This is a genomic window from Yersinia sp. 2545 StPb PI (genome assembly GCF_052217125.1).
In the GTDB taxonomy this organism is placed as follows: domain Bacteria; phylum Pseudomonadota; class Gammaproteobacteria; order Enterobacterales; family Enterobacteriaceae; genus Yersinia; species Yersinia enterocolitica_E.
The window spans coordinates 3788205-3815050 of sequence record NZ_JAZGPY010000001.1 but is presented as its reverse complement, the minus strand read 5'-3'; the positions used below and the strand labels follow the sequence as shown (position 1 = coordinate 3815050).

Sequence of the window (26846 nt, the reverse complement as noted above, 5' to 3'; positions counted from 1 at the left end):
TTAACGTTTAGCCCTTACTGCCCCGGGCGGCAATAATCGTATCGGCGACATTACGTGGTGCTTCAGCATAGTGCTTGAACTCCATGGTATAGGTGGCACGGCCTTGCGACATGGAACGCAGCACGGTGGAGTAACCGAACATTTCGGATAACGGCACTTCTGCGCGGATAATCTTCCCGCCGCCAATCATCTCTTCCATGCCTTGTACCAAGCCACGGCGAGAAGAAAGGTCACCCATCACGTTACCGGCGTACTCTTCCGGTGTTTCTACTTCCACACTCATCACCGGTTCCAGAATCACTGGTGACGCCTGTTTGACCGCTTCTTTAAAACCAAAGATGGCGGCCATTTTAAACGCCAGTTCCGATGAATCCACTTCGTGATAGGAACCGAAAGTCAGTGTTACTTTCACATCCACTACCGGATAACCGGCCAATACACCGGTATTGGTGGCTTCGAGTACACCTTTCTCTACCGCACCGATATATTCACGCGGGACCACACCGCCTTTAGTTGCATCAACAAACGCAAAGCCGCTGCCCGCTTCCTGCGGTTCGAGGGTAAAGACCACATGGCCATATTGCCCCTTACCGCCAGACTGCCGCACAAATTTGCCTTCGACGTCAGTCACGGTTTTACGCACAGTTTCACGGTAGGTCACCTGTGGTTTACCGATATTGGCTTCCACACCGAACTCACGTTTCATCCGATCGACAATTATCTCCAGATGTAGCTCGCCCATACCGGAAATAATAGTCTGGCCTGATTCCTCGTCAGTACGGATACGGAACGACGGATCTTCTGATGCCAACCGTTGCAATGCGATCCCCATTTTCTCCTGATCGACTTTGGTCTTCGGTTCAATCGCTTGCGAAATCACTGGTTCGGGGAACTCCATCCGTACCAAGGTAATCACGGCATCCGGGTCACATAACGTCTCGCCGGTGGTGACATCTTTCAAACCGACACAGGCCGCAATATCACCGGCGCAGATTTCATCGACTTCAATGCGGTTGTTGGCATGCATCTGAACAATACGGCCAATACGCTCTTTCTTGCCGCGAATCGGGTTATAAACGCTATCACCTTTTCGCAACACACCGGAGTAAACCCGCACGAATGTTAACTGGCCGACGTAGGGGTCAGTCATCAGTTTAAATGCCAGTGCCGAGAATTTTTCATTATCATCGGCGCGGCGACTGACTTCATTGCCCTCTTCATCAGTGCCACTGACCGGTGGGATATCGACCGGTGACGGCATTAGTTCAACCACCGCATCCAGCATCCGCTGCACACCCTTGTTTTTAAAGGCACTGCCGCACATCATGGGCTGTATTTCGCCCGCAATGGTACGGATACGCAGACCTTGGGTGACCTCTTCCAGCGTCAGGTCACCGGTCTCCAGATACTCGGTCATTAGCGCCTCAGAGGCTTCAGCCGCTTCAGCGACCATCTTTTCGCGCCACTCATTGGCGGTTGCCAGCAAGTTTTCCGGGATCGGGGCGTAACTGAATGTCATACCCTGAGAGGCTTCATCCCAGATAATGGCCCGCATCAAACGAAGATCTACCACACCGATAAAGTGCTCTTCACTGCCGATCGGAATCACAATCGGCACTGGATTGGCCTTCAGGCGGTCAATCATCATCTGCCTAACGCGGAAGAAATCAGCGCCTGGGCGGTCCATCTTATTGACGAAAGCCAATCGTGGCACACGGTATTTGTTAGCCTGACGCCAGACCGTTTCTGATTGTGGCTGTACGCCACCGACCGCGTCATACACCATGACTGCACCGTCGAGTACCCGCATGGAGCGTTCCACCTCAATGGTGAAATCCACGTGCCCGGGGGTGTCGATAATATTAATACGGTGTTCCGGTAAGGTACGGTCCATACCTTTCCAGAAGCAGGTCACGGCAGCCGATGTAATGGTAATGCCACGTTCCTGCTCCTGAGCCATCCAGTCAGTTGTCGCGCCACCATCATGTACTTCACCCAGCTTATGACTGACGCCGGTGTAGAACAGAATACGCTCAGTGGTGGTTGTTTTACCGGCGTCGATGTGGGCGGAGATACCGATGTTGCGATAGCGCTCGATAGGAGTTTTACGTGCCATATTAAGTCCTTAAAAGATAATGGCAATTTCGGGGCGGGCGGTTTGCTGCTCTGCCGGGAAGTTGTTAAGTTATGATCTTGGTTGATCAATCGGTCGAGAGCAGTATAGTCAAATTGTACGAATATACACGTACAATTTGATTGTTTGTTCTTAAAATATGCAATAATGGCGGCGTACAACGGCTGAGGTAGCTTTCAGCATGGCATGAGAATTAATTGTAGGGTCGAGATGGCGTATAGGCTATATTGCGGCGCGCTAAGCTGTGTAGCGGTAGCCAAATCAGGCGTGCTGGCCTGTCACTTATCTATAGGAATACTATGATTGCAAATCACCCTGAGCGTGAGCAGATCCGGCTGGAAAATGTGCTGACGGCTTTAGGTAATCCGCTGCGGTTAGCGGTAGTACGTAGGTTGGCGGCTGGTGGGGAGCATGCATGTGGCACGTTAGTGCAAGGGTTGTCTAAATCCACCCTGACCCATCATTGGCGCGTATTACGGGAAAGCGGTGTTATCTGGCAGCGGCCTTGCGGGCGCGAGAGTTTGCTATCACTGCGACGCGATGATATTGATGCCCGTTTCCCCGGTTTATTGGATGTGTTGTTGAGCGCGGTGGAGAATGATGCAACCACCGATGAATCAACGGCGAAGCATCTGCCGGAGTGAGTTGAGGGCGACAGTGGCTATTTGCCGCCCTTAGTCAAAAGGTTAAATCTCTTGGGCGTGCGCCAAAACAAAATCTTCCGCTTCTTTCGACCACAAACCGTCGGTTTTACGCAAAATAGCCTGGAGTTGCTGTAATAACGGCAGCTCTTGTGATTGACTCATCAACTCACTTAATGATGTCAGCGGGATATTTTTACCGGTATAGACCAATTTCTTACCACCAATAATCTGCGGTAGATTTAAGGTGGTCTCTGCCGCGTCATTTAAACCCAGAATATGGGAGACCACTTTGCCGGCATTCACCTTCTTCGCTTCAATTAATTTTACTGCTTCGCGCATATCATCGGTATTACCGCCAGAGGTACCGACATAATGGGTAAATGAATAATGGATATCGTAGAAATTAACCGACGCCATAAAATTCTTATCCTGCGGGCCGGCAAAGAAATTAAAGCAGCCGTCCGGTGCCAATAAGCTTGAAGCCAAGGTGACTAATTCTGCGGAGGGTACGAAGACAAATATATCGTCGTAGCCTTTTCCGCCAGTCAAAGCCATTAAACGTTCAAACTGATCCTCTGTTTGTTTGGTATTGAGATAATGTACTGCTGTTGATGATTCGCTCGGATACAGGCGGGCGGCATAATCTAGTTTTTGCTGGTGACGGTCAGTTATCACCAGTAATTGTGGATTGACTGGCCCGTGCAGCGCGTAATCAATGGCCAATAATCCCATCGGACCAGTACCGCCGAGAATTAGCACATTCCCACCAGGTTTTATGCCCATCTTATGCTGGTATGTGCCGGGAATAAGATGGTAATTGGCGTTAAATGCGCCGATAACACAAGAAAGCGGTTCTACCAAGGATCCTTCGAAATAGCTTTCACCTTCATAAGGCAGCAGACAGTCTTGTTCCATCACCTCATTAGGGATAACCACATGGGTGGCTTCGCCGCCGACATAAGGGAATGAATAGCCTGGGCAGTCAGGGCGGTCGGGTAATTGCAAGTTGGCTTGAATCACATAACGGCTGCCGGATTTAAATTTATGCTGCCATTTTTTACCCACTTGTAAAATATCGCCGCAAAATTCATGGCCGATAATAATCGGATTTTCTGCCACATTATCCGGCACCTTTTTATGCTCAGCCCCCAGATTGGCCTCTTTCCACGAAGAAAGACAAATACTGTCGGTCACTACTGTGGCCAGAATTTCATCATCATTTATCTCCGGTAAGATGAAGCTTTCCAGTCGTAGGTCATTCTTACCATATAAACGCAATGCTTTGGTCTTCATTTGGAACCACCTCAATCATTTTTAAATATAAAAAACAGCAGATCGAATAAAAAATCTCCCCGGCATAAATCAGGAAAGAATGCCAAGCCATGAGCCTAAAATACCAAGGCCAAACAAGGAGAAGATAAGCCAGATAGGGTTAATTTTACGTTTGAGTAATCGCATCATTAACAGGGTTAGTGCCAGTGCCAACAGGCCGGGACAGAGCTGATCCAGAATGTTTTGCACCGTCATGGTTACCGTGCTGCCGTCCTGTGCCGGTGTTTTCGAAATCACCAGTGGCACATTGATGCTGGTCCATTTGGTGACCAAAACCCCCATGATAAACAGGCCCAGAATGGACGCGCCTTCCGTCAGCTTTTGTAGCAGATTGCCGCCAAGGTCTTTGACGATATTGACCCCCTTGGTAAAGCCGTATTGCAGGCCGAACCATTTCAATGCCAGACGAACAGAGTTGAAGGATAAGAAGAACAGTATCGGGCCTAGTACATTGCCATTTAGCGCCAGCGAGGCCCCCAAGGCTGCGGTGATTGGGCGTAAGGTTCCCCAGATCAATGGGTCACCGACTCCGGCCAATGGCCCCATTAGCCCGACTTTCAGACTATTAATTGCCCCTTCATCAATGTCGGCCCCATTGGCTCGCGCTTCTTCCATCGCCGCCGTCACCCCGATAACCGGGCCACAGACGGCGGGAGTGGTGTTGAAGAACACTAAATGACGTTTTAAGGCAGCAACCTGATCTTCTTTCAGTGGGTACAAACGCTTGATTGCGGGCACCATGTCATAGCAAAAACCTAAGCCGTGGATACGTTCATAGTTAAAAGAGGCCTGTTGTAAGTTACTGCGTAAGAACATTTTAAACAGATCAGAGCGAGTTAATTGTTTGTGAGGTGTGCTCATTTCAGCGTCTCCTAATCTTCTAATTCATCAAGTTTGGCGTGGCTGGCTGACGTCGCAGGAGCCGCCGGTTTCTGATACAGAGGATTTAACTGGATATATAGCAAGGCAATAATCAGGCCGATGCCACCGAAGGCGAGCAGGCTGAAACCAAGGTAGCCACCGACAATAAAACCGAGGAAGAAGAAGGGCATAAGGTATTTCACGCCCATCATGTTGAGTACCATGGCATAACCGACCACCACAATAAATCCGCCCGCGATTTGTAACCCATGGGTGACTACGGTTGGAATCGCGCTGAGCATGTGACTGACGGTATCGGCACTGACAAAGATGGATACGATCAAAACCGGTATCGCCACGCGCAGAGCCTGAACCAGTAGGGCTGAGACATGCATTAAGTCGATCATGGCAAAGTTGGCTTTTTCTGCGGCCCTATCTGCTGCGTGCTGGAAAACCACGGTAATGGTACGGGCGAACACTGTCAGCACCTGACCGGCTGCCGCCACGGGTAGGGCGATAGCAATCCCGGTGGCAATGTTTTGATGGCCGACAATCACCAGAATGGTTGAGATAATACTGGCGAGGGCGGAATCGGGGGATTGCGCCGCACCGACGTTCATCCACCCGAGGGCGATCAATTCCAAGGTACCGCCGAGAATCACGCCGGTGGTCATATCACCGAGGATCAGGCCAGTAATGGTACAGGCGATTAATGGCCGATGAGTTTGAAATTCATCCAGCACACTGCCCATACCGGCGATGCATGAGAAAATAAAGATTAAGATTATCTGTACTAAACTTATTTCCATGGTGGACCCCTTTCGGCAATATACTCCTATTAACCCTGGCCACTATCGCCATGGATTATCATTAAATAGTTTCATTGCCCAGGTTGAGTAAGCGGATTTAAATGTTTAATAAAACCTGAGTTATTATTTGTCGGTTGTGTTAAATGTCGTTATTTAGACTCCAGTTCACGTATTTTTTTAATCACATCTACCTGAGGGTCGGAAGTGACTACCCGTAAATCCAAATGTACGCCACGTTCAGCTAATGCATAAAAGGCTTTAATATCCTCCTGGTCAACTGATACTGCTTTAGTTAATTGCCTTTTACCTTGTTTAAATGCCATGCCACCAATATTAATAACTTCAATCTTCACGCCTTGATCCACCAGGCGCAAAACATCGGTCGGATTGGTAAATAAATAAAAAACCGTATCATTACTGTAATTAGGATTGTGGTAAACCGCGACGGCTTTTTCTATATTAACCACGTTTACTTTTATTCCCGGAGGTGCTGCCTGTTTTAATAACGTTTTACGAATATCATCGTTATAGACTTCGTCGCTACAGATAATAATCCGCCCAGCTTTGGCCTCTTTCGCCCATACCGTGGTGACCTGACCGTGAATCAGCCGGTCGTCAATTCTTGCCAGATTGATTTTCATATAAAGTCGGCCTCTTCTTCTTCGACATTCTGTAAGTGATGGAATGACTGCACACACTGCGCGCCGATTTCCAGTAAGTAATCAGCCAGTTCTATTACTGCCATCGAGTGCTGGTTATCGGCAATCTCCAGTGCCAGTGGTAGTGATAACCCACTGATAACTTGAATGTTGTGATTGTTGAATGCCAACCGTGCGGCAGCGTTGTATGGGCTGCCACCTTGCAAATCAACCGCAATCAGCCAAGAGCAACTGTCACTATGTGCCATCACATCCTGCATTTTTGTCACTAAATCTTCGGCATTTTCACCACGGTTAAATAACAGCGGGGTAATATTTTGTGTTTCGCCATACACCATATTGACGGAGTTAAGCATTGAAACCGCTAAATCACCATGAGCACAAAAAATGACACTAACCATCATACCTCCTGTTTAGCCTCGGGTTTTACCACCGGCAATGTTGTAGGTAACGCCGGTAATATAGCTGGCACGTTCGGATAATAAGTAAGTCACAAAATCAGCCACTTCTGATAGTTTTCCAGCCCGGCCAATTGGAATGGCATTCTTGGTATAACCGTCACGTAACTGCTCAACTGTTATATTACGGGTGTAGGCCAGTGCTTCTTCATAATCCAGGGTGCGCAAACCGGTTTTCTCCAAAATACCCGGCGCGACGCCCACCACACGAATACCGTATTTTCCCAGTTCTTTGGCCCAGGAGCGGGTAAAACTATATAGTGCGGCTTTAGTTGCGGCATAACAGCTTTGTCCTTCAGAGCCTTCTAATCCACTTTCCGACGTGAGATTAATAATGACACCGCGTTTGTTCTCAACCATATTGCGTGCCACGGCTTGTGACATCAGATACACCCCTTTCTGATTCACATTTACCATTTTTTCAAATTCGTTATCTTTCAGCTCATATTGGCTGTGGCTCTGTTTCGGATCGACCAGCAGACGGGGGAGATTAATCCCGGCATTATTAACTAATGCATCAATATGCCCATGTTGGGTTAGAATATTATCAATTGCAGTCTGTACACTGCTACGGTCTGAAATATCCAATTGAATAAAACTCAGCTGTGGATTATTTTTAATGTCACCGTCAAGTTTATTAACATCGGCTAATTGCACCTTGGCACCTGCCGCCAGTAACTCTTCCACAATAGCGTAGCCAATCCCTGATGCACCACCGGTTACAATGACAACTTTATCTTTTAAATTAAGCCAATCGTTCATAGAATTTCCCTGCTGTTCTGAATTTTGCTAATACTCAGCCATACACCCTAAGGCGCAATTAATTGAGTTTTTTGATATAAAGAGGAAAGGTTAATGATGACTGACAGTAAACTTTTCCTCATGGTATTTCTTTAGCTGCTTTTTATGCCGTTAGTTTGAGTATCTCCTCAGCAGTTTCTTTCGTGGTCACCAGACTATTAATATACTTTCCTTTAATTGCTCCGATGATCCCGCTGATTTTTTCATGGGAATGCGCAATACCGATGGAATAACGGGCTTTTTTAATTTTCTCTAAGTCGATAGTGATCGTCTTATCGCTAATGTAGGTTTCCACCGGGTTGCCCTGCAAATCGTAAAAACGTGAACAAATATCGCCAGCAACCTGTCGGTCATTAAAGTGATCAATAACATCACTGCCATAAAAAGCGCGCCAGGTGGAATTCCCCGAGATATTGGGTGAACCAATACCGAATATAGCGATATCCAGCCGCTGCCAATAGTCAGCGATAGCCTGATAATGCTGAGATTGCACAATGCCATCACGGATAACACTTTTCTCCAGAATTGCCGGGAAATCGATCAACAATGACTCGCCTTTTAATTTCATTGCGGCGCTATAAACCAGGGTATTCACATGATAACGGCTTTCCAGTTTACCTGAGGGGCCACCCACCATCGGGATACAGGTTAACTGACGCGATACCGGTGATATATCCATTTGCTCAATCAGGGTGGCAATCGCACTGCCCCAAGAGAAGCCGAGGATATCGCCATTTTCAATAATTCGGTTTAACAATGCGGCACACTGTTTTGCCATTAATATTAACTGATGTTCTGGCGATTGATCATGTTCTGAAGAGACGACAATCGCCTCACGTAATTTAAAACGCGACTTCAACTGCTGTTCCAGTAACAGATTCTCGTTATAGTTATAATTGATTGAAATAGTAACAATGCCCTGTTCGCGTACTTTTTTTAGCATTCGGCTGATACTGGTGCGATAAATACCGAGCGCGCGTGCTATCTCCGCTTGCGTGAAGTTTTGCTCGTAATACATTTGTGCAATTTTCACCATCAGGCGCAGATCGTCGCTCTTTTCCATTTTCAACCTCTTGCACATTTGTGCAAATGTCATTAAGTTATCTATGGCTTGATATAATCACTTTCCATTTTTGAAGTCAAAAGCACAATATAACGAATAACTCTCAATATCTTCCATAAAAAACCAATTGAAGCGCTATTACCCACTTTAGTTATCGCACAGATGTGCATTTATATTTAATGAATTGATTTATATTAAATAAATTGAAATAGGTTTTTTGTGTGCCGCAACGATCTTGACGACAAAATTTGGATTGTGATCACATTTTTATTTTGCGTGATATGGTTGGTTTTGCACATATGTGCAGAATAGCGCAAAAAAAAGCCCTGATATTAACTATCAGGGCAGGTTTCACTCAGTTTATTTAACCGCAGCGGTTACATCTTGATGCCTGGATCTGTTGGAAGAAATCATTACCTTTATCATCTACCAAGATAAAGGCTGGGAAGTCTTCCACTTCAATTTTCCAGATGGCTTCCATACCCAGTTCAGGATATTCCACACACTCCAGACTCTTAATGCTGTTTTGTGCCAATACTGCGGCTGGGCCGCCAATGCTGCCCAAATAGAAGCCGCCGTGTTTGTGACAGGCATCGGTCACTTGCTGGCTACGGTTGCCTTTTGCCAGCATGATCATGCTGCCGCCGTGGGATTGCAGGAGGTCCACGTAGGAATCCATGCGGCCCGCGGTGGTTGGCCCGAGGGAGCCTGATGCATAACCTTCTGGCGTTTTGGCCGGCCCGGCGTAGTAGATCGGATGATCTTTAATGTATTGCGGCAAACCTTCACCGTTATCCAACCGTTCTTTTAATTTTGCATGGGCAATATCACGGCCAACAATAATCGTCCCACTCAGTGACAGGCGGGTTGATACCGGATACTGAGACAGCTCTTTTAAGATATCGGCCATTGGGCGGTTAAGGTCGATTTTAACCACTTTGCCTTCGGTGCTCTGGCGCAAATGCTCAGGAATATATTTCCCTGGGTTTTGCTCTAGCCTTTCCAGCCAAATCCCTTTGCGGTTAATCTTGCCTTTAATATTACGGTCGGCAGAGCAGGAGACCCCCATCCCGACAGGGCAGGATGCACCATGACGCGGCAAACGCACCACCCGCACATCATGAGCAAAGTATTTGCCGCCGAACTGCGCGCCTAAACCTAAGTCCTGTGCCGCTTCCAGTAGCTCTTGTTCCAGCGCGGTATCACGGAAAGCTTGCCCGTGCTCATTCCCTTCAGTCGGCAGACCATCATAATATTTGGTTGAGGCTAATTTGACGGTTTTGAGGGTACTTTCAGCCGACGTCCCACCAATCACAAAGGCGATATGGTATGGCGGGCAGGCCGCGGTACCCAAGGTGCGCATTTTCTCGACCAGATACTCTTTCAGCTTGCCCGGAGACAGCAGCGCCTTGGTTTCCTGATACAGATAGGTCTTGTTGGCTGAGCCACCACCTTTGGTGACGAACAGGAATTTGTAGTCCTCGCCTTCAGTGCTGTACAGGTCAATTTGTGCTGGCAGGTTGGTGCCGGTGTTCACTTCTTGGTACATATCCAGCGCCGCGTTTTGCGAGTAGCGCAGGTTATCTTCAATAAAGGTGTTATACACGCCGCGTGACAGGGCTTCTGCGTCATTGCCACCGGTCCAAACACGTTGGCCTTTTTTGCCGACGATAATTGCGGTGCCGGTATCCTGACAGGTCGGTAAAATCCCTTTGGCGGAAATTTCCGAATTACGCAGGAATTGCAGGGCAACATATTTGTCATTTTCGCTCGCTTCTGGGTCATCCAAAATAGCGGCAACTTGCTTTTGGTGAGCGGGGCGTAGCAGGAATGAGGCGTCGTGGAAAGCGTGTTGGGCGAGGAGGGTCAGGGCTTCTGGCTCGACTTTTAGCATGTCGTGGCCTTCAAACTGGGTAACCGAGACGTGATTATTACTGACAAGGTAATACTCAGTATCATCTTCCTTTAACGGGAAGGGATCCTGATAGTGGAACGGTTTGTTTGACATATTTTTCTCACATTCAACATCAGTTAGCGAAAGCGTTCGATAACAGAAACAAGCGTTAGTAAGCCAAGCCGATATATTTTTACTTTCCCCTTCGAACTTGAAGTAGCAAGATTGTTAGCGGCGCTCACTTGCCGCCTACCTACCACTCTAATCTCTTTGGGGACATGACTTTGGCGATGATCTTACTATAGATTGTCAGTGCGAGGCGACGGCCCCACCCTCTTTATAAAGGGTGGATCTCATTTTCCGCACTTATCGATGGTTCTGGCAGGATGATGGTGGGACACTATTATATCCTTCATACTTGAAGCTGCCGGAGTGTTAGCTACGTTCACTCACCCGAATCACTGACTTATGTCAGCTCATCGGGATTCGCTTTCTTGCTGCCTACCTGTAACTCCAATTATTTTGGCTATAACTTGATGATGTTATTGTGTTTTTCACTAAGTTCTGCCTGTGATGCAACTACATGACTCTGCTTAACGCCTCGGCAATGCACTTAAACTTGTCAAAACGCGTTCTCAATATCTGGTGTTTTTCAGCATTGGGTAGCAGGCGAGTGATAGGCGGCGGGCTGGCAGTGATGGCGTCCTCAAAACCGCGATAATAGCCGCTTCCCACTGCCGCACATAGGGCCGCAGCCCGGCAACCGGATTGCTGAATATCGACAATTTCTAATGGCAAATTACTGGCATCACAAAACATTTGCATCCAGATGGCCGAGTGAGTGGGGCCGCCGCTGAAACGGATGCAGTCGGTGTTATCGCCCAGCGCCAGAATCTGGTCCTGATGCAACAGATGCGAAAAAACAATCCCCTGATAAATCGCGTAAACAATATCCTGGCGAGTATGGTGCCCGCTCAGCCCTAACAGACCGCCGCTAAGATTGGCACTGTAATTGGAGCCGTATAGCCACGGGAAAAACAGCAAATCTTCCGACTTCGCATAACCCAACTCAGCCCATTGATTGAGTGTTTGATAGCTGTCGGGCAAATCTGGTAGGAATTGCTGTACAAACCACGCCAGATTACTGGCGGAGGTTGGGCTGCCTTCGTGAACAAAGTAGCTACCGGGGATGCAATATTTCCCCCACACATAAGGGTAGTCAGATGGCTGTACGCCTTCGAATACCCGGGTAGCTATTGACCAGGTTCCTGCCACAGCACTGAGCTGGTGGCTATCATGCAAGCCGGAGGTTAACGCCGCACCGACTACATCAAACATACCACCGTATACCGCAATACCGGGTTTTAAGCCACAGGCCTGTGCCGCCTGTTGACTGACATAGCCTGCCAGATCCGCAGAGCCAATAATCGGTGCGGTTTTCTCGGCGACTTCCTCAATGGCGAATATCTTCATCAGTTGCGGATCAAAATTGCCGCTGTATTGGTTATAAAGATTACTGCCAGAGATATTAGTCTCTTCAATGGTGAACTCGCCTGTCAGGCGATAGCGGATATAGTCATGTGCCATTAACACATAACCGCTGCGGTGATAGTTTTCCGGTTCGTTCTCTTTAAGCCAACGCAGTAGGGCTGCCGGATGGGATGGCCACAGTTGTTGTAGGCTGAGTGCATAAGCTTGGTTTGCTTTGCCTTCTTTTTGCCAGCGGCTAACCAAAGTTTGCGCGCGGGAATCGGAAGAAACAATGCCATGGCGCACCGGTTGGCCCTGTTTATCTACCAAATACAATCCTTTACCGTGAGCAGAGAAGCTGATGCCGTGAATTTGCTCGGCCGCCACACCAGCCACCGCCTGCGCATTATTGAGGGTCTGGCGGATAACCTGGCAAGTCGCCGCCCATAGTGCTTCCATATTGCGCTCACAAAACCCTACCTGTGGGCTAAGCACCGGCAAAGCCTGCTCTGTAACCGCAATTTCGCACCCTTCGGCGGTATAAATCCCGGCCTTGGTTACCGTGCCGCCAAGGTCAATGCCGAGAAAATAGTGGCTCATTATGGCTCCTTAGCATGCAGCCGGTAAGGTATCGTTACCCCAACCAGCCAGCCGCATTTTGTCTTCAATCCAGTGGCGGGCATGGATGATGTCTAGCAACGGTTCGGCTGATTTCTCGGTCCACATTTCAATCAGAAAGGTGCCGCGATAGTTCAGACGCCGCAGGGTTTTAAACAGACTAACAAAGTCGACACAGCCTTCACCGAAGGGCACATCACGAAACTGACCAGGGCAATCTGTGGTGACGGCAAAAGTATCTTTCAGATGGATAGCCGCAATTCGGTCAATGCCACTTGCCAGTTCAGTATCCACTTCATTGCCCCACGCGGTGAGGTTGCCAATGTCGGGATACACGGTAAACCACGGCGAGCCAATTTTGCGGTCCAACGCCTTCCACTTGCTGATGGAATTCATAAACTGTGTGTCCATGATCTCTACCGCACACATCACTTGTGCCGCCGCTGCCTGCTGTGCTGCCCATGCCATACCTTGTTCAAAACGGCGGATGGTTTCGCTGTCTTGTGGCTCGTAATAAACGTCATAACCCGCCAGTTGAATGGTGCGAATACCCAGATCTTGCGCCAGCCGGATGGCTTGCAACATGATAGTGTGTGCTTGCTCACGGGTGGCAGCATCACGGCTGCCAAAGGGATAGCGGCGATGTGCCGACAGGCACAGTGTTGGAATTCTCACCCCGGTTTGCTGGATAGCGCTAATAACTGCCATGCGCTCCTCGCGGCTCCAATTTAACCGGGCCAGCCGCTCGTCGCTTTCATCAACCGACATCTCGACAAAGTCGAAACCGCAGGACTTTGCTACCGCCAGCTTTTCAACCCAACTGGTGTCCACAGGCAGTGCTTTTTCATAGATTCCTAATGGGTGAATTCGCATTATTCTGTTTTCCCTATGGCCATCTTACTGAAATTTTTCAATCGGTTATTTTTCATGGCACGTTTGGCTTTCCATTTCTCTTTGAAGAACTTAAAGGCCAGCGCGAAGATAAGCGTGATCCCCCAAACCGCCAGATTGAAGTGCAGGCTGACACCCAGTAGGCTCAGGCCGGTGGCGATGACCTGCAATACCAGTAGCGCACAAAACACATGGCTAACTTTCCCTACTCCGCCGAACGGATTGGTCCCACCCAGCACGATAGCCAACACGGTCAGTAACAGATAAGAGTCGCCATATCCCATGCGTGCTGAGTTAAAACGCGACATCATAATCAGGCCGGCTAACACACATAACAGGCTGGAGATGGAGTAGATAGCAATCATCACGCGGTCAGTACGGATACCACTGAACCAGGTGGCGTTGATATTACTGCCGCACATATAGATAGTTTTACCTAGCCGTGTTTTACCTAATATCAGTGCCAACAGCAGTGAGGCGACGACAAAAATAATCATCGGGATAGGGATGCCCATCACCACCTCTGATCCCATGCTGCGCACAATGGGCGGCATACCACTGAGTGCGGCCCCTTTGGTCAGATAAACACCGATCCCGCTAATAATGGTCATGCAGCCCAATGTCACCAGAATCGGGTGCGCGCCGATGCGAGCGATCATCAGCCCGGTTAGCGTGCCGATAATGACGGCAATCAGCGCCGCCCCCAACAGGGCAATCACCAGCCACATCAATTGTGTCGCGGTGCTGGCATCCGCTGGAACATATTGAATAAGCAACCAGGCCATAAACAGGCCGGTGAGGTTAGCTGTGCCGATGATGGACAGATTTAGCCCGCCGCTGAGCATCGGCACAAACATGGCAAAGGTCAGCAGCCCTAACTCCGGCAATTGGAAAGCGATGCTCAAAAAGGTGTTCGTGGTAAAGAAGTGACCGGGCATAGCCAGACTGAAAGCCAGTGTTGCCAGACAGCAAATACTCAGTAAACCGGAGATGGTGCCGTCGATATGGAAAAACGTGTTCTTTTTCATAAAAAGCCCCTGTCAGACAAAGCCAACATCAGTTTCTTTGCGTTTCTTGTAATGGGTGACGCAAATGGCGGCGACGATCACCACGCCAATCACAATGTTGACGAAGTAACTGGAAACGCCGATCAGGTTGAGGCCATTTTTCAGAATACCAATGAGGAAGACGCCCATCAGTGTGCCAACCACCGAGCCGCGCCCACCGGACAAACTGGCACCCCCTAACACGGCTGCGGCCAGAACATCCAACTCGCCGCCCACCAGTGCACTTGGTACCACCTCACTCATTCGGTAGGTCTGCAACATGCCACCGATTGCTGCCGTTGCCCCTAAATAGCCATAGGCGAACAGATAAAGCAGTGACACGCGAATACCGATACGGCGCGCAGATTCAGGGCTACCGCCGACGGCATATAATTGACGACCAATATGAGTTTTATTCAGTAGCAGCCAGGTGAGTAGGGCAATAGCGAGCATAATGACCAGCGGCAAGCCAATTTGGTAACTCTCGCCATCAACGCTAAAGGGCAGAATGGATCGCTGGGTTATCCACCAGTCCGGCAAGTCATAAATACTGTGGCCGTTGGTTATCCACATCAGGATGCCAAACAGTACCGATTGCATACTGATGGTGATAATGATGGAAACGATATTTAGATAGTAAATCAGTATCGCATTAACGAAACCGAGCAACACGCCGATGGAGATAGCGATAACCAGGCACAATAGCGGGCTGGCAATCACGTCATTGAGTAGCAGTGATGCCACCACGTATTGCACCACCGAGGCCACGGCAGCAAAGGAAATATCGATACCGCCGGTCACCAGTACTACAAAAAGCCCGAGGGCAAAGACGCCGGTGACGGCATAGCTTTCCGTCAGATCCAGCAGGTTTTGAATGGACAGAAACTCACTGCTAAGCAGGGAGAACAGGGCCAGCATAATGACGATAACCCAGGCTAGCCACCCTTCAACGGATTGCGGTTTGAGTCTGCTGATATTAGGCATTGATGGCCTCCGCAAGCTGTTGCTCAGTCATTTGATTCGGGATCAATTCATTGACGATGCGCCCCTGTTTCATATGCAGGATGCGATCACAGTTGTAATAGGCTTCTGGCACTTCGTCGGAGATAAGCAGTACCGAAATACCGACACCTGATAGGCGGTGAATTAGCTTGTAAATACTGTCTTTCGCACCGATATCGACGCCCACGGTAGGGGAGTCAAGAATCAGTACTTTCGGTTTGGTCAGAATCCATTTGGCCAGCACCACTTTTTGCTGATTACCGCCGGATAAGGTTGACAGTGGGTTATCGGGGTTGGTGACTTTAATGTCTAAATCTTTTACCCATTCCTGCACCAGCGCCGCTTTTTTCGTTTCATCAAGTAGGTAGAGCGGGGTGCGAATACGTTGCAATATTGACAGCATCATGTTGTCGGCGACCGATTGCGGCAGTACCGCACCGAGTGTCAGGCGGTCTTCAGAGACGTAACCAATCCCTAGCTCGATGGCGCGGGTATTGTCTTTGATGTGAACCGGTTTGCCATCAATAGCAATCTCGCCGCTATCAGGGTGAGTGATGCCAAACAGACTCAACGCCAGTTCTGTGCGCCCGGACCCGAGCAAGCCACAAAGCCCTAAAACCTCACCGCGATGCAGAGTAAAGGAAATATTCTCAAACTGCCCTTTACGGCTGAGATTATCTAACTGCAATACTACTTTGCCCAGTTCAGCATTCGGTAATTTCTGCTCATGGGTAATGGTTAAACCGGTCATCAGCTCGGTAATCCGCCCCACGGAAAGAGTGCTTGCCGGCCAGGTTCCCACTTTCTCGCCATCACGAATGACGGTAATTCGGTCCGAAATCTCTTTCACTTCATCCAACCGGTGGCTGACAAACACCACGGTGATGTTCTTGTCGCGCAGGTAATTCACCGTGCGCAGCAACTGATTCACTTCTGTTCGGGTGAGAGACGCAGTTGGCTCATCCATAATCACCAAACGGGCATCAGCAACCAATGCGCGACAAATAGCAACCTGCTGACGTTGAGCAATAGGTAAGTTTTGTACCAGCGCATCGGGGTCGATGGTAAAGGCCAATTCTTGTAAAACCTGGCAAGCTTTCTGTTTGAGTTTGGTTTTGCTAAACCAACCGAAGTAACCTTTCAGGTTGTATTCGAAAGCAATGTTTTCCGCCACCGTCAGGTTAGGGAACAGCGACAAGTCTTGATAGATAACCTGCACCCCCAAATCGCGAGCGCGATCAGGGGTTAAACGCAGGTACGATTTATCGTCGATAATAATTTCACTACCGTCATCAGGGGCATACACACCACTGATGGTTTTTATCAGCGTACTTTTGCCACAGCCATTGGCCCCAGCTAAACAGTGCACTTCACCTTTATTCAACGTCAGAGTGATATTTTTGAGTGCCTGATGTCCGCCAAAGCTTTTTGATAGCTCTTTTAGCGTGATAAGCGGCACTCCTTTATCAGCATCAGAAATATTAGTCATAGTGCTGTTCCCCGGAAAACGGCCTCAATGCTGCGGGCCGAAATAAGCACCGAGCAGTGCCCGGCGCTGTTTTTTAGTTTGGATTGTGTTTACAGACCAAGTTTGACCAGACGCTTGGTGTTTTCTACATCCAGTTTTTCCGGGTTATCACTGAGGATGGTATTCCCCTTGGTTTTGATTTCACCCATATCGCCCAGTTTGACGCCGTCTTTAATTGGCTCGCCGTTCATCATGGCGGTGGCTACCTGCACGAATACCTTACCGGCCACCATTGGATTGGAAATATAACCGCCATCAATCGCACCTTTCTCTAACAGCTTGATACCTTGACCCGGAGTAAAGGTACCGAATACGCAGGTGGTGTCGTTTTTCTTACGTTTATCAATCGCGCGGCCAGCGCCAATCGGACCTTGTGAACCGAAGGACATAATACCTTTTAGATCTTTATGTTTAGAGAGCAAGTCATTGGCGGTACGCATGGAGTCATCCACCGACTCAGCAACGCCGAAACGGTCTTCAACCAGGAGCATTTTTGGATAATGTGCTTTTTGATAAGCAATGGCGGCATCGGCCCACTCATTCACCAGTGGCACAGTCAAACTACCGACAAACATGGCATATTTGCCTTCCTCACCCATGCATTGCGCCATATCTTTCATATGGTTAGCGCCCATGCTTTGGGTGTCTAATAGCTCAAAGTCCCAGTCGGCATTGATTTGGCCTGGTGATTCGTGAGTAATGACTTTAATGCCTGCTTCCTGCGCCCGTTTCAGCACTGGCTCCAGCACTTTGGCATCATTTGGCACCACACCAATCACATCGACTTTTTTGGCAATCAAGTCTTCAATAGCACGAACTTGCTCGGCGGGGTCTGCGGTGGTTGGCCCGACTTGCCAGGCATTGACGCCGAGAGCCTGACCTTCTGCTTTAATACCCTGTTCCATCACATTGAACCAAGGAATACCCCCCACTTTAACCACTACCCCCATAGTGAATGGTTTATTGGCTTTTTGTGGCACTTTACTGTCATCCGCCCAAGCGGCATGGGAAGCAATTAATGTGGTTATTAAGCAGGGTAAGATTAACTTTTTCATTATTAAATCCTCTGAAAGAACAATTTTAGAAAGCATCAAGACGTCCTGCTTTGTATATATAAAGAGAGAAAACAAAGCAGCTTGGCTTATTCTTATTGTGTGACTGTTTCACTGGTGTTGACGCTATTATTCCGATGAATAATTTTGTTATTTATCTGATTCAATAATATTTAATTTTGGATTGTCACTGCGATAGTTTTGCGAACTTAATCTATTAGTAATAAGAATATCGACTTCATCTAACATGCATATTTTACAAAATGCATACTGGTCAAATTTACTAGAGTCGGCCAATAATATTTTTTGGCCCGAGACTTGTAACATAACTTGTTTTAACTTGGCGTTAATGTCGTTGCCATCACGCACCCCACTTTCCTGATTAATACCCTGGCAAGAGAAGAAAAAAGTATTGATCTGGAAATTGCGGATAGCATTCTCCGCCACCGGACCATGGAAGTCATCATGGCGGGCAGAATACTCACCGCCAATACCAATGATGCGCACTTTGTCACGGCAGGCCAGTGCCTGGATAATCTTCACTGAGTTGGTGACGACGGTAATCTCAATGTCTGGGATTTGGCGTGCCAGAAACCAGCAAGAGCTACTGTTATCCAGTAAAATACAGTCGCCCGGATGGATAAATTGTAATGCTGCTTTAGCAATTTTCATTTTAGTATCAGGGTGTTCCTCCGTACGTTTACGGAAGGATTCGGCCCGATCAATAGCATTAAGGCTGTAGTGGGTCTCTTTAATATCAATGACGGAGAGATCAGGGCCATCCAGTGCCACCGCGCCACCAAAGCTACGGATCAGTTTTTGCTTTTTTTCCAGCACCGTCAGGTCACGGCGAATAGTTTCTTGCGAAACCTGGCATAATACCGATAACTCAGTTACCAGCGCCGAGCCTTGCTGCTGCACATGGCTACAGATGATTTTATAGCGTTCGGCTTGTAACATATTTACCTCAAAAATTGTCTTAGCGCTTAATGCTAAAAAGCACCCGTAGCACTCATGCTGCTATACCTGAAGTTGTTGGTATTGCAGGTAGCACGTCTGCGGCTTCAAATACGATGATGATATATTGGTATTTATCTGCTGTTTATACAGTGACTGAATTCAAGTATTGCTTTAAGGGGTGTTTTCCTCTGAGATTATGTGGTGAGAATCACATATATTAATATGTTATTCATTTAATTATCATAAATAATGTGATTCATGCCTCATGTTAAGGGCTTCTTTGCCTTACGAATGGTCAATACTGGTAATGAAAGCACACATTCGGGCATGACAATAATGCCCGTTTGTGACCGAATTCAACCGATTCTTTTTGTTTGATGATTAACTCGCCTTTCATCCTCTTTAATTTAGCGATAAATAGAGTTAGGTTAGTTTGCAGCTAGATATTATTTTTGGGGATAGATAAAGCCTGGGCTGAAGAATAGATTTTGAATGGCGGATTTAAGTTGGTTATTTTTAATTAACAGTTTTCTTATTTATTAAGCTCATTACCAATGATGGCTATTTATAGCGAGTTGCTTGTTTAATCACGGCCATTAAATAATCTAACGACATCATGTGCGTTATTGGTGATTGTTAATTGCCGTACTGAATATTATTTCATGAGGTAGCATCATGTTAGAACAGTTAAAACAACAGGTTTTTGACGCTAATTTAGCATTACCAAAATATAAACTCGTGACTTTTACCTGGGGTAATGTCAGCGGTATTGATCGTGAGCTCGGGTTGGTGGTAATTAAGCCCTCTGGTGTTGAATACGAGGCCATGAGTGTGAATGACATGGTGGTGGTGGATTTGGCAACCGGTAAGGTGGTGGAGGGAAATAAAAAACCGTCTTCCGATACCGATACCCATCTGGTGCTATACCGGGCCTTTCCCGAAATAGGTGGTATTGTCCACACCCATTCTCGCCATGCCACCATTTGGGCGCAGGCGGGTAAGTCGCTCTCAGCATTAGGCACCACTCATGCTGATTATTTCTATGGCCCCATCCCATGCACCCGCCTTATGACTGATGCCGAAATTGCTGGCGACTATGAGTATGAAACCGGCAATGTCATTGTCGAAACCTTTGCCCATCAGGCGTTAAGTGCGGGGGAAATACCGGCGGTTCTGGTCAATGGCCATGGCCCGTTTGCCTGGGGTAGCAATGCGGCCAGTGCGGTGCATAACGCGGTAGTGCTGGAAGAAATTGCTTATATGAACCTGTTTACTCATCAACTTCGGCCTGCGGTGGCTAATATGCAGCAAACATTGTTGGATAAACACTATCTGCGCAAGCATGGCGCAAAAGCCTATTACGGTCAGTAAGGTGAATGGCAGCTTAGTGGCGTAGAGCAAGTCTGCGCCATCAGTTACTCCGCATCGACATTGGAGATGACCTGTTCTACATCATCCAGCGTCCCGATTTTTACCTCTCCCGTTCGGCACATTTTACTTTTGTCGATCAGTAAGATGGATTGCGTGGCCCGTTTTAACAGCATGGTCTTAAATTCGGCATTAAACGGGTTTGAATCCCATAAGATGCCATCGGCATCAATACCTTCGCACGAGAAAATAAACAGATCAATTTCGATGGTTTTTAGCAGTGAAAAGAGTGCGGGATTAACGTAGCAGGCATATTTACGTTGTAAGCGACCACCGGCACTGATCAACTCAATATTTTGGTGTTTCACCAATTCCTGGCAAATCCGTACACTATTGGTAAACACCGTTATATCGATATCGGGCAGCTTTTTGGCTAAATACCAGCAGGTGGAACTGGCATCCAATGCGATCACCATTCCACTGTCAATCAGTGACAGGGCATGGTCAGCAATGCTGGCTTTGCTGGATAGGTGACTTTTTAGCCGGGTGGTAAAAGGATCGCCGCTGTCTTTGGTGGCACGCTTAATGCTTTTGGCGCGCCCGTGCTGGCGGATGATCAGCCCTTGCGCCTGTAACTCGTTCAAGTCACGGCGAATGGTCTCTTGGCTGACCTCAAGTAACTGAGCCAGATCTGCGGTTGTCAGCGTTTCATGCTGTTTGATATGTTGCAGGATTTTCTGGTGACGAGATGCTTTCATGATCCTCTCCGTCAGCAAAGCCATGTATACATTGATTGATATTAATATATTGGTTAATACCAACACATCGGTTAATACCAACAAAGAGTACATGGCTAAAGGGATGAGGTTACGTGATCACGGGTTTAAAAAACAGGCGTCACCCCCTTCTTTAATAGAATATTACCGTATTTGGCGGTCTCTCCGGTGATGACGATGGCATAGGCTTGCTGAGCGCGCTGATAAAACGCAAAACGATCAATACGTTCCACTGGCAACGCTTCCTGGCTACCAAACAGGGCATGTAAATAGCGTTTTTCAACCGCGGCATCAAGGGTGTCGCCTGCCACCGCGGCCATCATTACCAATGGTGGCGCGTAGCTGTCCAGTTCAAATAACGGAATAGTGGCCGCTAGCAATGTGCTAACAGATAAACCATCGGCATGAATCACCAACGGGCCACCGTTTTTTCCAATCGCGTGCGCTGGGAAATGGGCATCCGAAAAGATTATTTCATCACCGTGCCCCATCTCTGCCAGCGTTTTTAGCAGTTGTGGTGACAGTAATGGCGAAATGGTTTTAAGCATGAATGGCTCCTTCAGTAATGGGATATGGGCTGTCGCTCAGTGCCTGATAAAGCGGTTGTTGCTCGCCTGGCTGATAGTATTGATAGCGGTAATTGACCTGCTCCCGCGCTTGTTCAGCACTGCGGTAATAGCCAGTGGCACTCCAGACAAACAACGCCGCCCCCAGAACCGTGGTTTCAGCTTCATCAATTACTTTGATGGGCAGATTGAGCACATCGGCTTTGATCTGGTTCCACAAGGTATTACGGCTACCACCACCAACCAGCAGCAGTTCGCGGGTACGGAATTCACCAATCTCTTCGAGTAATGACAGATTGCTTTTTAACTGCCAGGTAAGGCTTTCCAACGCAGAACGGTAAAAATGCCCGCGCCGCGCCGCCAGCGAGACCCCTTGCCAGCCGCCCGATTGATGATGCTGAGCACTGCCCAGTAGGTTGCAATTCATACGTATGCCGTTTGCCCCGGGTACGATAGCCTCAGCTTCACTAATCATTTGCTGGTAGACCTCGGCACTGGCTTCGTTATGCCAATACAACTGCCGCACCCATTCCAGTACCCCTGAAGCTAGCCATTGCAAACCTGGGTTAAACAACCTTGGGCAGCTATCAAGTTCACAAGTGGAACCGGCAAATTGTGGCAATAGTGTCGTATTCACTTTTGGGGTCCGAACCATCAGGATTTCCCAGGTACCGGATGACAGTACCGGTTGATCCAAATCAGCACCCGAACCAAATAGTGCAAACTGAGTATCGTGACCGGCTGATATCACCGGCAAACCCGCGGGTAACCCTAACTCAGCGGCGATATCTGGCAGTAGCTGACCAATGATTTCACCGGCGGCCACCATCGGTGGGAATAAATCAGCGTGAATACCGATCTTTTGTAAAATCGTGCTGCTGAATTGCTCACGTTTGACATCCAACAGTTGGCTGGTGCCAGCCATGGTGCGGTCGGTGGTAAATTCCCCGGTAAGGCGATGGTTGATTAAAGATGAAATAAACAGCCAGGCATGGGCTTGTTCAACTAAATCGGGTCGATTTTCCTGTAACCAAATCAACTTGTATAAGGTGTTAAAACTGAACTGACCGATACCGGATATTTGTTGTAACTTTTCTGCAGACATATAGCGGGAGATACTCTCCATCACCGCCACGGTACGCGGGCATTTCCAACTGATAATGGGGTACAGCATTTTGCCGTTGGCATCCACCAATGCACCGTCTACGCCGAAGGTAGTAACAGTCATGCCATGGATCTTATCCTGATGAATCTGTGGCAGTAATTGGCGGCAACACTGAGCGAAATTGTGCAAGATGCCATCGAGCGGCCACAACTGCCATTGCGGATTAGCCGGATCGGGTTGGCTGTGGTTCGGCATCACAGCTTTCGCCACCACCACACCTTGAGGATCGACTGCGATCGCCCGGATATTAGTTGCGCCGCAATCTAAAACAATGACCACATCGCGCTTCATAAATGCTCCTGTTACTGCTGTTAGGCAGAAAATGTCTTGTCACGGGGGCGGATAACGCGGAACTAAGGGAATATGGGGCGTCGAGGCGGTAACGACGTGAGCCGCTAAATCCTCGGGGCACGATAAACCCTTCGTTCACCTTGCTGACAGCAAGGGTTGTTTTATGACTCAGGTAAGGAGTGCTCCACACCTGAGACCCTGCTCAAACATCACATTATCTTTTGTATAGTGGGCCGTAATTTTGGCAGGCACGGTAATCCTGCCCTTCGATATCCATACCGTGCGCGCCCCACGCAGTTGGCCGGTAAACACTCTCTTCTTCGACGTTATGCATGCATACCGGGATGCGTAACATCGAGGCGAGTGTAATCAGGTCCGCCCCGACATGGCCGATGGTCAGCACGCCATGGTTAGCTCCCCAGTTCGCCATTACCGAATAAACATCGCTGAATGGCCCTTTGCCGGTCAGGCGTGGAGCAAACCAGGTGGTTGGCCAACTTGAATCGGTTCGCTTGTCCAGGGTGTCGTGAACGGATTTCGGTAATTCGACACTCCAGCCCTCGGCAATTTGCAAGACCGGCCCGACGCCTTTAATCAGATTGATACGGCTCATGGTGAAGGGCACCCCACCACGGGTCAGGAAACGCGAAGAGAAGCCACCGCCACGGAAGTATTCATGGATAGCAGGGCACCATTCGGTTGCCGCCAGACAAGCATCGGCTTCTTGCTGGCTCACTTGCCAGTGCGGTTTGATGGTCGGTTTACCTTGCGCATCGTTTTGGCGGCAAGTGCCGTCCAACGCGGCAGAGCCGGAGTTAATCAGATGGATAATGCCGTGTTCGGCAACCCCCTCCAGTTGGTGGCCGGTAACCCGCTGTACCGCTTCCGGTGACCAGTAGGTACGGACATCCGCAAAGATCTGCGCGGTGCCGGTCAGGGTATGGCCAAATAGCATCGCCACGCCGTTCAAACTGTCGTTTTCGGTGGCGACAACCATCGGTTCGCGCACGCCGTTCCAGTCGAACGAACTATTCAGCAAGGCTTCAGCGGTATCGCCATTTGGATATTGATCGGTCCAGTGGCGCTGACCCTGGAAACCGGCAGCAATAGCGTTATAGCCTAAGGCTTCTTCACCAAAACCTTTCGTTGCCAGTGTTGGATTACCTTGCATCATGTCGCGGATACATAACGCCATTTGCAGGCTTTCACGCAGTACCGCGCGGCTGCTTTCCGGTGAACGGCGGTATTGTTCTGCGTTTTTATCCGGTCCGTATTTGAAGTTTTTATCTGCCCATGACAACGCCAGTTCTAGCTCTTGCTCGTCATAGATTTTTTGATCAATGCGGCGGCGCAACTCTGTCATATCGACCGCTTGCACTTTCATTCCTAACCAGGATTCAAAGAAGTTATGGTCAACAATGGAGCCGGCAATCCCCATGGATACCCCACCGAGAGAGAGGTAACTTTTGCCCTTTAAGCTGGCAACGGCTAAACCTGCGCGAGTAAAGCGCAGCAGTTTTTCCTGCACATCGGCAGGGATGCGGGTGTCATTAGCATCCTGCACGTCATGGCCGTAAATGGAGAAGGCTGGCAATCCTTTTTGATTGTGCGCCGCCAGTGCTGCTGCCAGATAGACCGCGCCAGGGCGTTCGGTACCATTAAAGCCCCAAATAGCTTTCGGGCGGAACGGGTCCATATCAATGGTTTCGCTGCCGTAGCACCAACAAGGTGTCACCGTGATGGTTAGGCCAATATTCTGTGCGCTGAATTTATCGTCACAGGCGGCGGATTCTGCCATTCCGGCAATGCAGGTATCAGCAATGACACATTCAACGGGCGTGCCGCAAGGATGGCGTACCACCTCTTGCAGAAACTCTGCGGTGGCACGGGCCATTTTCATGGTTTGCTCTTCCAACGATTCACGCACACCCATTCTGCGTCCATCAATGACTGGGCGAATGCCAATTTTAGGTAATTGAATTGTCTTTTTCATTATTAGTCCTTGTGTTCAGTAGCAAAAATTTAATGTTAATTTGTCCGTTACCCGTATTATTAATTAACAGGAACTGTTTTGTACTTGGCGAAAATAAATATAATGGCAAAACATAAAGCAGGAATAATTTCAGCCGTAGGTATATTCCCTGCCGCATCGCTAACTAATCCCATGATCGGGGTGACGATACCACCACCGACAATGGTCATAACAATAATAGATGCGCCATATTTAGTGTCTTGATTTAGATTCTTAATGCCTAATGAGAATATGGTTGGGTATTGGATTGACATAAACATACTGCACAGGGTAAGTGCTAATAATCCAATGTGTCCGCCGAAGGCCGCAGAGATAATACATAACAACATAGAGATAAATGCATAAGCCGCTAAAACTTTCTCTGGTGCGAAACGAGTAATTAACCAGGTGCCACTGAATCGACCGATAAAGAAACATACCATAGTGGCCGTTAAATAATTAGCCGCATATCCCGGTGTGATATTCGGTAACTCTTCAATGGCATAACGAATTAAATAGCTCCAACATGCGGTTTGTGCGCCGACATAACAGAACTGTGCTAATACCGCCCAGCGCCAATGTGTTATCTTTAATAACCGTGGTAGTGATGCAAAGAAAGAACCGTTATGCGAATCATCCGATTCACTTTTTATTGCCGGGAAACGAGTGATTAAAATTAATAGCGCAACAAAAATAACCACCGCAACAATAATCAGATAGGGTAATTGAACAGCTTTTACTAAACTATGATGATAGCTATTCAAATCCTCAGCAGACAATTTATCCAGCACTTCCTGTGTTTGGTGGGGCACATTGGAGAGTATTAAACTTTGGCCGAACACTACCGCAATAATGGCCCCGAAAGAGTTAAAGGTCTGTGCCAAGTTAATACGGAAGTGACCGGTTTTTTCTGGCCCCAATACAGTGACAAAAGGATTGGCAGCCGTTTCAAGGCAACCTAAACCGGCAGCGATAATAAATAATCCGATTAAAAACAAGGTGTAATTCATCGTTTCGGCCGCAGGCCAGAACAATGCCGCCCCGAAGGCATAGAACAGTAATCCAGTAATAATCCCCGCCTTATAGCTAAACCTTTTCATCAATATCCCGGCAGGTATTGGGATTAAGAAGTAGCCAAAATAGAAGGAGGATTGAATCAGCCCTGCTTGAAAGTTGGTCAGGGTGAAAGCCTGTTGAAATTGAGGTAATAAAATATCATTTAGGTTGTTTGCTACTGCCCAAAGGAAGAACAGTGAACACAGTAATGCGAAAGGAATCAGATACCTTTTTTTATTTTCTGCCTCGTCACTTACCGAGGCGGAAATTTTAGTGCTATCTGTTTGTATTAAAATATTTCCCATGATGCCCTCGTCAGATACTTCACTAGTCCGAAAGTTTGTAATGTTCGACGGAATTATTTTTGTTTAATGAGTGATACTTTCTCTGG

Annotated in this window: 23 protein-coding genes; 2 read left to right on the top strand and 21 right to left on the bottom strand. The window is 48.2% G+C overall.

Going from position 1 to position 26846, the window contains the following annotated elements:
• Window positions 1-7 precede the first annotated feature (7 nt).
• Complete coding sequence (gene fusA, locus V1955_RS17860) at window positions 8-2116, bottom strand: elongation factor G (protein WP_083160343.1); 2109 nt, start codon at window positions 2114-2116, stop codon at window positions 8-10.
• 317 nt (window positions 2117-2433) lie between these two features.
• Here fusA and V1955_RS17855 point away from each other — a divergent pair, with 317 nt between their 5' ends.
• Window positions 2434-2778 (top strand): ArsR/SmtB family transcription factor, encoded by a 345-nt coding sequence (locus V1955_RS17855; RefSeq protein WP_005181869.1) that lies wholly within the window; start codon window positions 2434-2436, stop codon window positions 2776-2778.
• A gap of 42 nt (window positions 2779-2820) precedes the next feature.
• On the opposite strand, the gene V1955_RS17850 is transcribed toward V1955_RS17855, so the two are convergent.
• From V1955_RS17850 to V1955_RS17780, 15 genes are all read right to left on the bottom strand, one after another.
• The gene (locus V1955_RS17850; protein ID WP_442821240.1) at window positions 2821-4071 is read right to left on the bottom strand and encodes a zinc-binding dehydrogenase; all 1251 of its coding nucleotides are present in this window, start codon (window positions 4069-4071) and stop codon (window positions 2821-2823) included.
• Window positions 4072-4140: 69 nt separating this feature from the next.
• The gene (locus V1955_RS17845; RefSeq protein WP_083160339.1) at window positions 4141-4971 is read right to left on the bottom strand and encodes a PTS system mannose/fructose/sorbose family transporter subunit IID; all 831 of its coding nucleotides are present in this window, start codon (window positions 4969-4971) and stop codon (window positions 4141-4143) included.
• Window positions 4972-4982: 11 nt separating this feature from the next.
• On the bottom strand, window positions 4983-5780 hold the full coding sequence (locus V1955_RS17840; RefSeq protein WP_193784718.1) for a PTS mannose/fructose/sorbose transporter subunit IIC: 798 nt from the start codon (window positions 5778-5780) through the stop codon (window positions 4983-4985).
• A gap of 149 nt (window positions 5781-5929) precedes the next feature.
• The gene (locus tag V1955_RS17835) at window positions 5930-6421 is read right to left on the bottom strand and encodes a mannose/fructose/sorbose PTS transporter subunit IIB (protein WP_372558090.1); all 492 of its coding nucleotides are present in this window, start codon (window positions 6419-6421) and stop codon (window positions 5930-5932) included.
• Window positions 6418-6840: a PTS sugar transporter subunit IIA gene (locus tag V1955_RS17830; protein ID WP_442821456.1), complete on the bottom strand. Its 423-nt coding sequence runs from the start codon at window positions 6838-6840 to the stop codon at window positions 6418-6420. Before V1955_RS17830 ends, V1955_RS17835 begins: the two co-directional genes overlap by 4 nt.
• Window positions 6841-6852: 12 nt before the next feature.
• Complete coding sequence (locus V1955_RS17825; RefSeq protein ID WP_083160331.1) at window positions 6853-7659, bottom strand: SDR family oxidoreductase; 807 nt, start codon at window positions 7657-7659, stop codon at window positions 6853-6855.
• Window positions 7660-7801: 142 nt separating this feature from the next.
• Entirely contained in the window at window positions 7802-8761 is a 960-nt protein-coding gene (locus V1955_RS17820; RefSeq protein ID WP_083160323.1) for a sugar-binding transcriptional regulator, read from the bottom strand.
• A 364-nt stretch (window positions 8762-9125) separates the two neighbouring features.
• On the bottom strand, window positions 9126-10769 hold the full coding sequence (gene fumA, locus V1955_RS17815) for a class I fumarate hydratase FumA (RefSeq protein ID WP_083160309.1): 1644 nt from the start codon (window positions 10767-10769) through the stop codon (window positions 9126-9128).
• A gap of 465 nt (window positions 10770-11234) precedes the next feature.
• Window positions 11235-12725, bottom strand: coding sequence for an FGGY-family carbohydrate kinase (locus V1955_RS17810; protein WP_442821239.1), 1491 nt, complete (start codon window positions 12723-12725; stop codon window positions 11235-11237).
• Between the two features lie 9 nt (window positions 12726-12734).
• Window positions 12735-13616 carry an L-ribulose-5-phosphate 3-epimerase gene (locus V1955_RS17805; protein ID WP_442821238.1) on the bottom strand — a complete coding sequence of 294 codons (882 nt, stop codon included), beginning with the start codon at window positions 13614-13616 and terminating at the stop codon, window positions 12735-12737.
• Window positions 13616-14662 (bottom strand): ABC transporter permease, encoded by a 1047-nt coding sequence (locus tag V1955_RS17800; protein WP_442821237.1) that lies wholly within the window; start codon window positions 14660-14662, stop codon window positions 13616-13618. Before V1955_RS17800 ends, V1955_RS17805 begins: the two co-directional genes overlap by 1 nt.
• A gap of 12 nt (window positions 14663-14674) precedes the next feature.
• Window positions 14675-15664 (bottom strand): ABC transporter permease, encoded by a 990-nt coding sequence (locus V1955_RS17795; protein WP_083160301.1) that lies wholly within the window; start codon window positions 15662-15664, stop codon window positions 14675-14677.
• Window positions 15657-17171, bottom strand: a complete 1515-nt coding sequence (locus V1955_RS17790) for a sugar ABC transporter ATP-binding protein (RefSeq protein ID WP_442821236.1) — start codon at window positions 17169-17171, stop codon at window positions 15657-15659. The genes V1955_RS17795 and V1955_RS17790 overlap by 8 nt, the downstream gene beginning before the upstream one ends.
• A gap of 89 nt (window positions 17172-17260) precedes the next feature.
• Window positions 17261-18265 (bottom strand): substrate-binding domain-containing protein, encoded by a 1005-nt coding sequence (locus V1955_RS17785; RefSeq protein WP_083160297.1) that lies wholly within the window; start codon window positions 18263-18265, stop codon window positions 17261-17263.
• Between the two features lie 147 nt (window positions 18266-18412).
• Complete coding sequence (locus tag V1955_RS17780) at window positions 18413-19222, bottom strand: DeoR/GlpR family DNA-binding transcription regulator (RefSeq protein ID WP_005181936.1); 810 nt, start codon at window positions 19220-19222, stop codon at window positions 18413-18415.
• Between the two features lie 675 nt (window positions 19223-19897).
• On the opposite strand from V1955_RS17780, the gene V1955_RS17775 reads away from it, so the two are divergent.
• Window positions 19898-20593: an L-ribulose-5-phosphate 4-epimerase gene (locus V1955_RS17775; protein WP_442821235.1), complete on the top strand. Its 696-nt coding sequence runs from the start codon at window positions 19898-19900 to the stop codon at window positions 20591-20593.
• A gap of 44 nt (window positions 20594-20637) precedes the next feature.
• Here V1955_RS17775 and fucR read toward each other — a convergent pair whose 3' ends face one another.
• The 5 genes from fucR to fucP form a co-directional block, all read right to left on the bottom strand.
• Complete coding sequence (gene fucR, locus V1955_RS17770; protein WP_329956815.1) at window positions 20638-21372, bottom strand: L-fucose operon activator; 735 nt, start codon at window positions 21370-21372, stop codon at window positions 20638-20640.
• A 101-nt stretch (window positions 21373-21473) separates the two neighbouring features.
• Complete coding sequence (gene fucU / locus V1955_RS17765) at window positions 21474-21914, bottom strand: L-fucose mutarotase (RefSeq protein WP_372568725.1); 441 nt, start codon at window positions 21912-21914, stop codon at window positions 21474-21476.
• Window positions 21907-23388 (bottom strand): L-fuculokinase, encoded by a 1482-nt coding sequence (fucK, locus tag V1955_RS17760; protein ID WP_420073783.1) that lies wholly within the window; start codon window positions 23386-23388, stop codon window positions 21907-21909. The genes fucU and fucK overlap by 8 nt, the downstream gene beginning before the upstream one ends.
• A gap of 214 nt (window positions 23389-23602) precedes the next feature.
• The gene (gene fucI / locus V1955_RS17755) at window positions 23603-25381 is read right to left on the bottom strand and encodes an L-fucose isomerase (RefSeq protein WP_372568727.1); all 1779 of its coding nucleotides are present in this window, start codon (window positions 25379-25381) and stop codon (window positions 23603-23605) included.
• A 59-nt stretch (window positions 25382-25440) separates the two neighbouring features.
• On the bottom strand, window positions 25441-26760 hold the full coding sequence (fucP, locus tag V1955_RS17750) for an L-fucose:H+ symporter permease (protein WP_083160284.1): 1320 nt from the start codon (window positions 26758-26760) through the stop codon (window positions 25441-25443).
• Window positions 26761-26846: the final 86 nt, after the last annotated feature.

Bases quoted from the DNA above. Each gene is read 5' to 3' on its own strand.
- V1955_RS17800 (WP_442821237.1), bottom strand. From the start codon at position 14,662: ATGAAAAAGAACACGTTTTTCCATATCGACGGCACCATCTCCGGTTTA.
- V1955_RS17820 (WP_083160323.1), bottom strand. From the start codon at position 8,761: ATGGAAAAGAGCGACGATCTGCGCCTGATGGTGAAAATTGCACAAATG.
- fumA (WP_083160309.1), bottom strand. From the start codon at position 10,769: ATGTCAAACAAACCGTTCCACTATCAGGATCCCTTCCCGTTAAAGGAA.
- V1955_RS17835 (WP_372558090.1), bottom strand. From the start codon at position 6,421: ATGAAAATCAATCTGGCAAGAATTGACGACCGGCTGATTCACGGTCAG.
- V1955_RS17845 (WP_083160339.1), bottom strand. From the start codon at position 4,971: ATGAGCACACCTCACAAACAATTAACTCGCTCTGATCTGTTTAAAATG.
- V1955_RS17810 (WP_442821239.1), bottom strand. From the start codon at position 12,725: ATGAGCCACTATTTTCTCGGCATTGACCTTGGCGGCACGGTAACCAAG.
- V1955_RS17775 (WP_442821235.1), top strand. From the start codon at position 19,898: ATGTTAGAACAGTTAAAACAACAGGTTTTTGACGCTAATTTAGCATTA.
- fusA (WP_083160343.1), bottom strand. From the start codon at position 2,116: ATGGCACGTAAAACTCCTATCGAGCGCTATCGCAACATCGGTATCTCC.
- V1955_RS17840 (WP_193784718.1), bottom strand. From the start codon at position 5,780: ATGGAAATAAGTTTAGTACAGATAATCTTAATCTTTATTTTCTCATGC.
- V1955_RS17825 (WP_083160331.1), bottom strand. From the start codon at position 7,659: ATGAACGATTGGCTTAATTTAAAAGATAAAGTTGTCATTGTAACCGGT.
- fucI (WP_372568727.1), bottom strand. From the start codon at position 25,381: ATGAAAAAGACAATTCAATTACCTAAAATTGGCATTCGCCCAGTCATT.
- V1955_RS17795 (WP_083160301.1), bottom strand. From the start codon at position 15,664: ATGCCTAATATCAGCAGACTCAAACCGCAATCCGTTGAAGGGTGGCTA.
- V1955_RS17780 (WP_005181936.1), bottom strand. From the start codon at position 19,222: ATGTTACAAGCCGAACGCTATAAAATCATCTGTAGCCATGTGCAGCAG.
- fucK (WP_420073783.1), bottom strand. From the start codon at position 23,388: ATGAAGCGCGATGTGGTCATTGTTTTAGATTGCGGCGCAACTAATATC.
- fucP (WP_083160284.1), bottom strand. From the start codon at position 26,760: ATGGGAAATATTTTAATACAAACAGATAGCACTAAAATTTCCGCCTCG.
- V1955_RS17805 (WP_442821238.1), bottom strand. From the start codon at position 13,616: ATGCGAATTCACCCATTAGGAATCTATGAAAAAGCACTGCCTGTGGAC.
- V1955_RS17855 (WP_005181869.1), top strand. From the start codon at position 2,434: ATGATTGCAAATCACCCTGAGCGTGAGCAGATCCGGCTGGAAAATGTG.
- V1955_RS17830 (WP_442821456.1), bottom strand. From the start codon at position 6,840: ATGGTTAGTGTCATTTTTTGTGCTCATGGTGATTTAGCGGTTTCAATG.
- fucR (WP_329956815.1), bottom strand. From the start codon at position 21,372: ATGGCTTTGCTGACGGAGAGGATCATGAAAGCATCTCGTCACCAGAAA.
- fucU (WP_372568725.1), bottom strand. From the start codon at position 21,914: ATGCTTAAAACCATTTCGCCATTACTGTCACCACAACTGCTAAAAACG.
- V1955_RS17790 (WP_442821236.1), bottom strand. From the start codon at position 17,171: ATGACTAATATTTCTGATGCTGATAAAGGAGTGCCGCTTATCACGCTA.
- V1955_RS17850 (WP_442821240.1), bottom strand. From the start codon at position 4,071: ATGAAGACCAAAGCATTGCGTTTATATGGTAAGAATGACCTACGACTG.
- V1955_RS17785 (WP_083160297.1), bottom strand. From the start codon at position 18,265: ATGAAAAAGTTAATCTTACCCTGCTTAATAACCACATTAATTGCTTCC.